Annotated in this window: 13 protein-coding genes; 6 read left to right on the top strand and 7 right to left on the bottom strand. The window is 53.5% G+C overall.

Annotated elements, in window-relative coordinates:
* Positions 1 to 237, bottom strand: coding sequence for a DUF1656 domain-containing protein (locus HB664_RS12470; protein ID WP_032657739.1), 237 nt, complete (start codon positions 235 to 237; stop codon positions 1 to 3).
* Between the two features lie 186 nt (positions 238 to 423).
* On the opposite strand from HB664_RS12470, the gene slyA reads away from it, so the two are divergent.
* Complete coding sequence (gene slyA, locus HB664_RS12475; protein WP_033145325.1) at positions 424 to 864, top strand: transcriptional regulator SlyA; 441 nt, start codon at positions 424 to 426, stop codon at positions 862 to 864.
* Between the two features lie 36 nt (positions 865 to 900).
* Here the strand turns inward: slyA and HB664_RS12480 are convergent, their stop codons facing one another.
* Positions 901 to 2,262, bottom strand: a complete 1,362-nt coding sequence (locus tag HB664_RS12480; RefSeq protein ID WP_087822439.1) for a GGDEF domain-containing protein — start codon at positions 2,260 to 2,262, stop codon at positions 901 to 903.
* A gap of 199 nt (positions 2,263 to 2,461) precedes the next feature.
* Positions 2,462 to 2,929 (bottom strand): outer membrane lipoprotein SlyB, encoded by a 468-nt coding sequence (gene slyB, locus HB664_RS12485; RefSeq protein WP_023311367.1) that lies wholly within the window; start codon positions 2,927 to 2,929, stop codon positions 2,462 to 2,464.
* Between the two features lie 255 nt (positions 2,930 to 3,184).
* Here slyB and anmK point away from each other — a divergent pair, with 255 nt between their 5' ends.
* From anmK to pdxY, 5 genes are all read left to right on the top strand, one after another.
* Positions 3,185 to 4,309, top strand: a complete 1,125-nt coding sequence (gene anmK / locus HB664_RS12490; protein WP_087822440.1) for an anhydro-N-acetylmuramic acid kinase — start codon at positions 3,185 to 3,187, stop codon at positions 4,307 to 4,309.
* 93 nt (positions 4,310 to 4,402) lie between these two features.
* On the top strand, positions 4,403 to 4,726 hold the full coding sequence (gene mliC / locus HB664_RS12495; protein WP_023311369.1) for a C-type lysozyme inhibitor: 324 nt from the start codon (positions 4,403 to 4,405) through the stop codon (positions 4,724 to 4,726).
* Positions 4,727 to 4,783: 57 nt separating this feature from the next.
* The gene (pdxH, locus tag HB664_RS12500) at positions 4,784 to 5,440 is read left to right on the top strand and encodes a pyridoxamine 5'-phosphate oxidase (protein ID WP_024909355.1); all 657 of its coding nucleotides are present in this window, start codon (positions 4,784 to 4,786) and stop codon (positions 5,438 to 5,440) included.
* 125 nt (positions 5,441 to 5,565) lie between these two features.
* Positions 5,566 to 6,840: a tyrosine--tRNA ligase gene (gene tyrS / locus HB664_RS12505; protein ID WP_033145328.1), complete on the top strand. Its 1,275-nt coding sequence runs from the start codon at positions 5,566 to 5,568 to the stop codon at positions 6,838 to 6,840.
* 66 nt (positions 6,841 to 6,906) lie between these two features.
* Complete coding sequence (pdxY, locus tag HB664_RS12510) at positions 6,907 to 7,767, top strand: pyridoxal kinase PdxY (protein WP_039262324.1); 861 nt, start codon at positions 6,907 to 6,909, stop codon at positions 7,765 to 7,767.
* Positions 7,768 to 7,827: 60 nt separating this feature from the next.
* On the opposite strand, the gene gstA is transcribed toward pdxY, so the two are convergent.
* The 4 genes from gstA to HB664_RS12530 all read right to left on the bottom strand — a co-directional run bounded on the left by gstA (position 7,828) and on the right by HB664_RS12530 (position 11,957).
* Positions 7,828 to 8,433, bottom strand: coding sequence for a glutathione transferase GstA (gene gstA / locus HB664_RS12515; protein WP_219939532.1), 606 nt, complete (start codon positions 8,431 to 8,433; stop codon positions 7,828 to 7,830).
* A gap of 105 nt (positions 8,434 to 8,538) precedes the next feature.
* Positions 8,539 to 10,047 (bottom strand): dipeptide/tripeptide permease DtpA, encoded by a 1,509-nt coding sequence (gene dtpA / locus HB664_RS12520; RefSeq protein ID WP_033145330.1) that lies wholly within the window; start codon positions 10,045 to 10,047, stop codon positions 8,539 to 8,541.
* A gap of 591 nt (positions 10,048 to 10,638) precedes the next feature.
* The gene (nth, locus tag HB664_RS12525; RefSeq protein WP_219939533.1) at positions 10,639 to 11,274 is read right to left on the bottom strand and encodes an endonuclease III; all 636 of its coding nucleotides are present in this window, start codon (positions 11,272 to 11,274) and stop codon (positions 10,639 to 10,641) included.
* Entirely contained in the window at positions 11,271 to 11,957 is a 687-nt protein-coding gene (locus HB664_RS12530) for an electron transport complex subunit E (protein WP_219939534.1), read from the bottom strand. Before HB664_RS12530 ends, nth begins: the two co-directional genes overlap by 4 nt.

Below are 11,957 nucleotides of genomic sequence, written 5' to 3' on the forward strand. Positions count from 1 at the left end.
TCACCACACAGTCAAAACGGCAAGGCCCAGGCATACGGAAAGGGCAAACAGGGAAAGATCCATCAGCATGGGATGCCAGATTTCGCCGGAGTACATCCAGTCGCGAAGCAGGCGATGCGCGATGAGCCAGAGGATAAAGCCCACCAGAACGGCCTTAAACAGAGGAGGAAAGTAGACTGACGCACCGAAGATCAGGTCCTGAAGGGGTAAACCCTCTGAGCGATGAAAAAACGTCACGGGCAGAAATCCTTTGCAGTGAACAGAATGCCGCGTTGGCTTGTCTTAGTATGATGAAGCATCACAATTCAGTGTAAGTCATACTTTTAAGTTCGATGAATGCAGTATTGCATTTGTTTTGGCAATACAAATGCTGCACACTATTCTAAAATCAGTATAATAACTTAGCAAGCTAATTATAAGGAGATGAAATTGGAATCGCCATTAGGTTCTGATCTGGCAAGGTTGGTACGCGTCTGGCGTGCTCTGATTGACCATCGCCTGAAACCTCTGGAACTCACACAGACGCATTGGGTCACGCTGCACAACATTCATCAGCTGCCGCCCGAACAGTCGCAAATTCAACTGGCAAAAGCGATAGGGATTGAGCAACCGTCGCTGGTGCGCACGCTTGACCAGCTGGAAGAGAAGGGGTTGATCTCGCGGCAAACCTGCGCCAGCGATCGTCGCGCCAAGCGGATTAAACTCACCGAGAAAGCGGCGCCTATCATCACGGAAATGGAAGCCGTGATCACTAAGACGCGCGGTGAAATCCTGTCAGGCGTTTCACCGGCGGAGCTGGAAATGCTCATCAGCCTCATTGGGCGCCTTGAGCAAAACATCCATGAGCTACAGTCGCGCGACTGACAAACAACAAGGCCTTGCAGCAGCAAGGCCTTTTTTTTACTTAAAGACGACAACGCGGTTACGGCCCGTCTCCTTCGCTTCATACATCGCTTTGTCGGCATTTTCCACGCACGTTTCTGCGGCTATTGCGGGTGACGTTGCCGTAAATACCCCCATGCTGATGGTGATTGGCTCCGGTAGTTGACCGCCGCTGCTGGCGTTATCGAAGCTGCTCAGATTTAACCGTATGCGTTCCGCCACCTGATACGCCGCGTCTGATGAGGTGTTGGCCAGCATCAGAACAAACTCCTCACCACCGATACGGGCCGCGATATCCTGGGGGCGCACGGAATCCATCAGCAGATTAGCAACAAACTGCAGGACCTTGTCGCCCTGAAGATGCCCGTAGGTGTCGTTGATGCGCTTGAAGCGATCGAGATCGCTTACGATGACGGAAACCGGGCGGCTGGGTTTGGCAATATCCAGCGCCTGCTTTAATGTTTCATAAAAATAACTGCGGTTATACAGGCGCGTCAGCGGGTCGCGAATGGAGTTCTGGTAAGACTGCTGATACTTAACGTGCGAGTCGCGATACAGCCTGAAAACATCGTAGAGCAGAACAAAAATGATCATCAGCGTGGCGACGGTTTCAAATAAGCGAGCGCGATACCAGGAGACATCTTCAACATGTCCACCCACTAACAGCATTGAGAGCGTGACGATATAGCAGACGCACAGAAAATTACCGCCCACCCAGAATAAGTTGCGTATGCGCGTAATAAACATCAGCGTGGCTAATGTGACCACCCAGAGTGCAATCAATGCAATATTAATAAAGTGGCTCCAGAGAACCATAAACTCACGGGTTTCATTATCAACAAGATCAATGGATAAAATGGAAGAATGACTGGAATACATCCAGGCCAACCCTACAGTAAAAGCGGTAAAGAGAAACTCGCCGCTCACAATAGCAATATGCGCCAGCCGCGAAAGGGGACAATTGCGCGTGGTATAAAGTATTGCCGAAACGATTATTAGCACCGCCATTAAGAGATGGCGGAACATATAGAAGATCATCGCATCGTTGTAGTTCACCGCGTTGAACTGATAGAGGTCCAGCCAGGCGGGAAAGCTGCACAGCGTTCCGACCATCAGCGATGCCGACCCGGCAAAGGCAAAAGCGAGCGATACCAGATACAACCGTTTTCGGTCACACCAGTATTTCATTGCCATAAAACAGGCAATAAACAGATCAAACACCAGTAAAAAAATGGTGAGCGTAGGGAACAAGTGAGACGAAAAGGTAGGAACCCATTCGGCAATTTTTGAAAACAGGGCGTGTAATATGCCGATAACAGCAATACAACCTAGACAGAACGAGATATAACGGCCCTTTACAGAACGGCGATTCGCAAACATATATGGTTTTAATGACTTTATAATGAATTAAGGGGAGGGTATTGCGGAGAGTGTAATCAATTAGCACGCTAAATACTTTGCGCAGAAACAATATATGGCGTGGTTAATAATGGGTAGGGTGAATGTATTTTGTAAATATATTTGTGGGAGTGATAAATAATGTAAATGGATGTGGCCTGATGGCCACATCCATTTTTAATTAACGTGGTGAAACGGTCACCTGACTTCCGTTGCTTGCCAGAACAACGCGCTGACCTGCAGAGAAGCGAGTGCTGCCTTGTTTCTGAACAACCATGATCGTGCTGCCGTCGTCTTTACGAATTTCCAGCTCTACGCCCTGGGTTTTGTTCATCGCACCCTGAACGCCCTGGCCGGCTACGCCACCCGCAACGGCGCCTGCGGCCGTTGCCAGCGAGCGACCTGTACCGCCGCCGACGGTATTACCGAGGAAACCACCCAGCACGGCACCGCCGATTGCGCCCATCACGTTGCTTTCATCACCACCCTGGATCTGTACAGGGCGTGCGTTAACAACGGTACCGTAAGTCACGTTCTGAACCTGTTTCGCTTCAGAAGCGCTGTAAACGTCGCCAGAAAGTGAACTGTCATTCACACAGCCAGCCAGAGTTAAACCAATCAGCGAAACGCCCAGTACACGTAAAATCATTTGAATCTCCTGTTCACCAAAAACGCCCGATTGGGGGCATCCGTTATGGCTAAATTATATGGCATAAGGAGCCATAGTTCATATCTTTGCACTAACAATAAGAAAATTGTACTTGAATTTGACTTAACGAGACATAAACAGGATCCGCCCGTGTTACCCGTCTGACATTGTTAAAAAATATTATCGCCGGATGGCAAAGCTGCGCCGTTTATGGTTGAGTGGATAACCTTAGCCCACGCAACGTAAGGAAAGCGCATGAAATCGGGTCGCTACATTGGTGTGATGTCAGGCACCAGTCTGGATGGGGTAGATGTCGTTCTGGCCGCCATTGACGAAAACATGGTGGCACAGCAGGCGAGCCTGACCTGGCCAATCCCCATTTCACTGAAAGAGGATATTCTGAGTATCTGTCAGGGGCAGCAGTTGACCCTTTCCCAGCTTGGACAGCTTGATGTTCGCCTGGGGGCGCTGTTTGCGGATGCGGTGCAGGCTTTGATGCAAAAAGAACATCTTCGCCCGCAGGATGTGGTGGCCATCGGGTGTCACGGACAAACGGTCTGGCATGAGCCCGGCGGAGATGCCCCGCATACCCTGCAAATCGGCGATAACAACCAGATTGTGGCGAAGACGGGCGTGACGGTGGTAGGCGATTTCCGTCGTCGCGATATCGCCCTTGGTGGGCAGGGGGCGCCGCTGGTACCCGCGTTCCATCAGGCGTTACTGGCGCACCCTACAGAACGTCGCATGGTGCTCAATATTGGCGGGATTGCCAACCTGTCAATGCTCATCCCGGGACAGCCCGTCCGCGGCTACGATACCGGCCCGGGCAATATGTTAATGGATGCCTGGATCTGGCGTCAGTGCGGACAACCGTATGATAAAAACGCGGAGTGGGCGAGCGGGGGAAAAGTGATTATTCCGCTGCTGCAGTCGATGCTAAGCGATCCTTATTTTGCCCTGCCGGCCCCTAAGAGCACGGGGCGTGAATACTTCAATCTGGGCTGGCTTGAGCGTCAGCTGGCGCCATTCCCGGCGCTCGCGCCGCAGGATGTCCAGGCGACGCTTGCCGAGCTGACGGCCGTGTCGATCTCCGAACAGGTTCTGCTCAGCGGCGGATGTGAACGCCTGCTGGTGTGCGGCGGAGGAAGCCGAAACCCGCTGGTGATGGCGCGTCTTGCGGGGCTACTGTCGGGTACCGAAGTCACCACGACCGACGAGGCAGGCATCAGCGGGGATGATATGGAGGCGCTGGCCTTCGCCTGGCTTGCCTGGCGCACCATTGCCGGACTGCCGGGCAACTTGCCGTCGGTGACCGGCGCGCGTGAGGCGAGCGTCCTCGGGGCGATTTTCCCGGCAAATCCTCGTCATAATCAGAGTTAACTGAAATTCAGCGCGGCGCGTCATCGTTAGAATGGAACGAAACAGGAGGGCAGCCATGCCCTCCAGGACCAGGAAAGTCTTCGGAATACGCCCATGAAAAAACTTCTTCTTATTGCCGCGCCTTTATTGCTGTCAGGATGCAGCGTCTATAACCAGCTTCTTGAGCGCATGCAGACCGATACGCTGGAGTATCGCTGCGATGAAAAACCGCTGACCGTCAAGCTGAATAACCCACGTCAGGAAGCCAGTTTTGTTTATGACAATAAATTGCTGACGCTGAAGCAGGGGATGTCAGCCTCCGGCGCACGTTATTCCGACGGTATCTACGTCTTCTGGTCGAAAGGTGACAGCGCCACGGTCTACAAACGCGACCGCATTGTGCTGAACAATTGCCAGCTCGAAAATCCGAAGCGTTGAGATTTTTACAGGGGCGGCGCACAATAGCGCCACCCACTCTCAATGTCAGCTAACGCCATGTCAGATAACGACGAACTGCAGCAAATTGCGCATCTGCGCCGTGAATACACTAAAGGCGGCCTGCGTCGCCAGGATCTTCCCGCTGAGCCCCTCGTGCTTTTTGAACGCTGGCTGAAACAGGCCTGCGAAGCGAAACTCGCCGACCCAACCGCCATGGTTGTCGCGACGGTGGATGAAAACGGCCAACCTTATCAGCGCATCGTATTGCTCAAGCATTATGACGAGAAAGGGCTGGTGTTCTATACCAACCTCGGTAGCCGTAAGGCGCACCATTTAGAAAACAATCCGCGTATCAGCCTGCTGTTTCCCTGGCACATGCTGGAACGTCAGGTAATGGTCACCGGCAAGGCGGAACGTCTCTCGACGCTGGAAGTGGTGAAGTATTTCCACAGCCGCCCGCGCGACAGCCAGATTGGCGCCTGGGTATCAAAACAGTCCAGCCGAATTTCCGCCCGCGGCGTGCTGGAAAGTAAATTCCTGGAGCTGAAACAGAAGTTCCAGCAGGGTGAAATTCCTTTGCCAAGCTTCTGGGGCGGTTTCCGCATCCCGATTGAGCAGATGGAGTTCTGGCAGGGGGGCGAACATCGCCTGCACGACCGCTTTTTATACCAGCGCGAGAATGGCGGCTGGAAAATCGACAGACTGGCACCGTAATCCCCGAAATTTGTTGATTTAAGCGCTAGCGCACACCGCGCTTGCGCTTTATTCTATTGTCCTTTCGCATCAGGCGAAAAGTCGTGTACCGGCAAAGGTGCAGTCGTTTATACATGGAGAATTTGATGGCAAGCAGTAACTTGATTAAACAATTGCAAGAGCGGGGCCTCGTGGCCCAGGTGACGGACGAGGAAGCGTTAGCAGAGCGACTGGCGCAAGGCCCGATCGCGCTCTATTGCGGCTTCGATCCCACCGCTGACAGCTTGCATTTGGGGCATCTTGTTCCATTGTTATGCCTGAAACGCTTCCAGATGGCGGGCCATAAGCCTGTTGCGCTGGTGGGCGGCGCGACCGGCCTGATTGGTGACCCAAGCTTTAAAGCCGCTGAGCGTAAACTGAATACCGAAGATACCGTGCAGGAGTGGGTGGATAAGATCCGCAAACAGGTTGCACCATTCCTCGACTTCAACTGTGGTGAAAACTCTGCCATTGCCGCGAACAACTACGACTGGTTTGGCAGCATGAACGTGCTGACCTTCCTGCGCGACATCGGCAAGCACTTCTCTGTTAACCAGATGATTAACAAAGAGGCCGTGAAGCAGCGTCTGAACCGTGACGACCAGGGTATCTCCTTTACCGAGTTCTCCTACAACCTGCTGCAGGGTTATGACTTTGCCTGCCTGAACAAGCTGCACGGCGTTTCCCTGCAGATTGGCGGTTCCGATCAGTGGGGTAACATCACCTCCGGTATCGACCTGACCCGTCGTCTGCACCAGAACCAGGTCTTCGGTCTGACCGTTCCGCTGATCACCAAGGCAGACGGCACCAAATTTGGGAAAACCGAAGGCGGCGCGGTATGGCTCGATCCGAAGAAAACCAGCCCGTACAAATTCTACCAGTTCTGGATCAACACGGCGGATGCCGATGTTTACCGCTTCCTGAAGTTCTTCACCTTTATGGACATTGAAGACATCAACGCGCTGGAAGAAGAAGACAAAAACAGCGGTAAAGCACCGCGCGCCCAGTACGTGCTGGCGGACGAAGTGACCAAACTGGTTCACGGTGAAGAAGGTCTGGCCGCGGCAAAACGCATTACCGCAAGCCTGTTCAACGGTACCCTGAGCGATCTGAGCGAAGCGGACTTCGAACAGCTGGCGCAGGACGGCGTGCCGATGGTTGAGATGGAAAAAGGGGCTGACCTGATGCAGGCGCTGGTGGACTCTGAGCTCCAGCCTTCGCGCGGTCAGGCGCGTAAAACTATCGCCTCTAACGCTATCACCATCAACGGCGAGAAACAGGCTGACCCGGAATACACCTTCGTTGACGGTGACCGTCTGTATGGTCGCTACACGCTGCTGCGTCGCGGTAAGAAAAACTACTGCCTTGTCTGCTGGAAATAATTAACAGTCTCCAGGGGCGTGGGAAACCACGCCCCTTTTGTTTTTTCAGGGTTTGGTAAGAAAAAAATGAAGAACATCCTCGCCATTCAGTCCCACGTTGTTTTTGGACACGCTGGCAATAGCGCCGCGGAATTCCCGATGCGTCGCCTCGGCGTCAACGTCTGGCCCCTTAATACCGTGCAGTTCTCTAACCACACGCAATACGGCAAATGGACCGGCTGCGTAATGCCACCTTCGCACCTCACCGAGGTTGTGCAGGGAATTGCCGATATCGACCAGCTCAGACGCTGTGACGCCGTGCTGAGCGGCTACCTCGGCTCAGCGGAGCAGGGGGAGCATATCCTCGGCATCGTACGTCAGGTGAAAGCCGCAAACCCGGCGGCAAAATACTTCTGCGACCCCGTCATGGGCCATCCGGAGAAAGGCTGTATCGTGGCGCCAGGCGTCGCAGAGTTTCACGTCCGCCACGCGCTGCCCGCCAGCGATATCATTGCGCCAAACCTGGTCGAGCTCGAAATTCTCTGCGAGCGTCCGGTTAACAGCGTAGAAGAGGCGGTAAGCGCGTCTCGCGAACTGATCGCTCAGGGGCCTGAGGTGGTGCTGGTAAAACATCTCGCCCGCGCAGGGCTGAGTCAGGACCGTTTTGAGATGCTTCTGGTGACGAAAGATGACGCCTGGCATATTAGCCGTCCGCTGGTGGATTTCGGCCTGCGCCAGCCGGTTGGGGTCGGAGATGTTACGAGTGGTCTGCTGCTGGTGAAATTACTGCAGGGGGCGACGATACGTGACGCGCTGGAACACGTTACCGCGGCGGTGTACGAAATCATGATTGCGACGAAAGAGATGCAGGAATATGAACTGCAGGTGGTTGCGGCACAGGATCGTATCGCGAAGCCGGAGCACTATTTCAGCGCAACCCGGTTATAGCCGGCCAAAACGTGTAGGCCGGGTAAGCGTTAGCGCCACCCGGCAACACAGGCCGCTCGGTTAATTCAAACCTTCCGCTTTCAGCGCCGCAGCTACTGCAGGACGCTCTGCCACGCGTTTCATATACGATGCAATATGGTCTAACCCTTCCAGGTTCAGCTTAACCGCGCGCGCCCAGCGCAGCACGGTAAACAGATACGCATCGGCAATCGTGAAGCGCGAACCACAAATCCACTGTTCGTTTTTCAGCGATTCGTTAACGTACTGCAGCTTTTTCTCAAGAAGCGCACGCAGGGTCGGTTTGAACTCCTCTGGCGTATCCGGGCGGAACAACGGCGTAAAACCTTTGTGCAGTTCGGTCGCAATGTAGTTCAGCCATTCCAGCGTCTTATAACGAGAAATGGTACTGACCGGAGCCAGCAGCTGGCGATCGGGTACGCTATCGGCCAGGAACTGCATAATCGCGACGCCTTCGGTCAGCAGAGTACCGTCATCCAGCAAGAGCGCCGGAACTTGTCCCTTGGGGTTAATGGCAAGAAAATCATCGCCATTTTCCAGACGCTTTTTCATCAGATCAACGCCGTCCAGCGTGAAATCTTTGCCGCTCTCGCGCAGGGTGATATGGGAAGCAAGAGAGCACGCGCCCGGTTTGTAGAACAGTTTCATCGGTAACTCCTTTTTGCTGAGGTTTCAGCTATGTTAGTGCGCCAACGGACAAAAAAAAAGCCGCTAATACATTAGCGGCTTCTGTTCTGTCGTTTCTCAATAATCTTACGCGGTAGCGGTTTTGGTCGCTTCAGCCGTCTTGTCGTCGTCCTGAGTCATACGATTCAGTTTCGGCGCGGTCAGCAGCATCAGAACTGCAATAACCGCAGTCGCGATACCAATCTGCATGAACACGGTACCGTAGACGTTCAGGGAGACCAGTGGGTCAGTGACGTTTTCCGGCACAGCCATCAGGTTCGCAATTTTACCCGCAATGATTGCCGCACCGGCAGTGGTCAGGAACCAGCTACCCATAATGAAGCCCATCAGACGCTGTGGCACCAGCTGTGCAACCATCGCCAGACCCAGACCGGAGATCATCAGTTCACCGATAGACTGCAGCGCGTAGCTCAGGATCAGCCAGTTAACGGACACGATACCCGCGTCGGTGGCAAATTTGGTACCCAGCGGCAGCACCAGGAACGCGCCGGAGCACAGCACCATACCGATAGCAAACTTGTGCGGCATTGGCAGACGGTCGCCCATCTTGTTATAGATAGCGGCCAGAATTGGGCTACCAATCATGATCCAGAACGGGTTCAGCGCCTGATACTGTTCCGGCTCGAACGCGATGCCCAGAATTGAGTGCTCAACGTTACGAATGGCGAAGAAGTTCAGTGAGGTTGGCATCTGGCTGTACAGCACGAAGAAGATAATCGCTTCCAGCATCAGAATGAACGCCACAATCATCTTGCGACGGGCAGCACCCTGCATGGCGAACGCTTCTTTCGCAAAGATAACCACGATACCCAGCGCAACCACGCCCAGAACGGCACGGGCGATACCCTGGTTGTGCAGCAGCCAGGTGGCGATTGCCGCGAGGACAACAACGCCCACGATGGTGGCCAGCAGTTTGCCCATATGCACAGGCTCGAAGTCAGGTTTTGAACCGTAGTCTTTAACCCAGCTGCGGCAGAACAGGAAGTTGACCACGGTGATCAGCATGCCCACGAAGCTCAGCGCAAACGCCACGCTCCAGCCGAACTTCGCCGCAAGCCATGGGGTTGCCAGCATCGAGAAGAACGAACCGATGTTGATGGACATGTAGTACATGGTAAATGCACCGTCCAGGCGCGGATCGTCTTTGTTATAGCAGGTAGAAAGCAGGGAGGACGGGTTCGCTTTGAACAGACCGTTACCGACGGCAATCGTCGCCATACCCATATACACGACAGCGGCATCATGCCCTGACCATGCAACCAGACCATAGCCGATCGCCAGGACAATGGCGCCCAGCATGATGACGCGTTTAGTCCCGAGGACTTTATCACCCAGCCAGCCGCCAATAGCGACCAGACCGTACACCAGAGCACTAAAGGAAGAGAACAGCGTGATGGAATCGGCTTCGGACATACCCAGCTGTTTTACCAGGTAAACCGCCATGATCCCTTGCAGGCCGTAATAACCAAAACGCTCCCATAACTCGATAGAGAAGATGAGATAGAACGCTTTAGGCTGTTTAAAAGCGTTAAGACTCACGCTTTCATCTGTTGGTTTATTGTTTGCAGTAGACACATATACCTCTTTTTTTACATCCCATATTAACGGGGGTGTTCATAGCGCGATGGCCGTAGTCCATACGCCTTATAGTTATATTGGGAGGAGAAACGGCGGGTAATGTTCACTATCCTGCCCCATCTGGCAATACGTTTGTAATAATCTGTTACATATATCTGAGGTGGTATAATCGTCGGTTCATATAAATGTTATTCAGCGTTAAATTTCATACGATGAGTAAAGGTAGTTTTTTCGACTGGCATTAACCCACCGCGACCGGCTTTTGGCGATATGTTCTGCTATTTACTGCTTAATGCAGTGATATGGGCCATATTCTGAAAAATAGCTGGTCTTATCTTCGGTGGTGGAAGGAGAGTATCTTGTCAGACAAAGGGTTTAGGCGGATTTTGACAACAAAAATTCAACATGAAGTTATCAGGGTGATCGCGATCACAGATGTATAGAAATTTTTGGCTATGAAAAAAGTATTAACCTGTTTGAGCGTTAAACAACCGAACAAGTGACAGGTCAGGGGGAATGAAAGACGGACAAATAACGGCCAAAAGAAGGGTGTCTGGTAGCCCTTCTTTTGGTAAGGGTTTGTGACGATCAGGGATACACTTTTTCTTTGTATTCGCAGAGATCTTCAATAATGCAGGAGCCGCAGCGAGGCTTACGGGCAATACAGGTATAGCGGCCGTGCAGAATCAGCCAGTGATGACAGTCAACCTTAAATTCGTCCGGAACCACCTTTAACAGCTTCTCATCGACCTGCTCAACATTTTTCCCCGGCGCGAAGTTAGTCCGGTTAGAGACGCGGAAAATATGCGTATCCACGGCGATGGTCGGCCAGCCAAACGCGGTGTTGAGCACCACGTTCGCGGTCTTACGCCCCACGCCCGGTAAGGCTTCCAGCGCGGCGCGATCTTCCGGTACTTCGCCTCCGTGCTGTTCCAGCAGGATCCGGCAGGTCTTAATGACGTTCTCGGCTTTGCTGTTAAACAGGCCGATGGTTTTGATATAGGACTTCACGCCTTCCACGCCCAGCTCCAGCATGGCTTTTGGCGTATTGGCGACCGGATAGAGCAGGGCAGTGGCTTTATTGACGCTCACATCGGTCGCCTGTGCAGAGAGCAACACCGCGATCAGCAGCTCAAACGGGGAGGTAAAATTCAGCTCCGTCGTCGGGTGCGGGTTCTCGTCCCGCAGACGGGTCAGGATCGCAATGCGCTTTTCTTTATTCATGAAGCCTTCTCGGGTGTCCCTTCCAGAACGCTAAGCTCAGCCGCGCGGCGCTTACGTTTCTCATCAATCAGGTATTTTATCGCCAGCATCATGCCAAGGCCAATAAACGCGCCAGGGGGCAGCATTGCCAGCAGGAATGGCGTATCGGTGTGGAACACTTCAACGCGCAGCGCTTTGGCCCAGCCGCCCAGCAGCGCATCTGCGCCGTCAAACAGCGTACCGTTACCGAGGATCTCGCGCAGCGAGCCCAGCACGAACATGGCGCAGGTGGCGCCCATTCCAATGGAAAAACCATCCAGCGCCGACATGGCGGGGCTGTTTTTCACCGCGAACGCTTCCGCACGGCCAACGACGATACAGTTGGTGACGATAAGGGGAATAAAGATCCCGAGCGACTGGTACAGACCGAACGCGTAGGCGTTAATCAGCATCTGGACGATACTGACCACCGACGCAATGATCATGACGTAAATCGGAATACGAATTTCCGACGGCGTCCAGCGGCGCAGGGCGGAGATGGAGAGGTTGGTCAGCGTCAGCACCAGCGTGGTTGCCAGACCCAGACCGAGCGCGTTGGTGGCGGTGGACGTTACCGCCAGCAGGGGACACATCCCCAGAAGCTGGACCAGCGCGGAGTTGTTCTTCCACAACCCCTGGACAATAACCTCTTTAACCTGGCTCAT

This window comes from Enterobacter sp. DNB-S2 (assembly GCF_019443845.1).
Taxonomy (GTDB): Bacteria; Pseudomonadota; Gammaproteobacteria; order Enterobacterales; family Enterobacteriaceae; genus Enterobacter; species Enterobacter asburiae_B.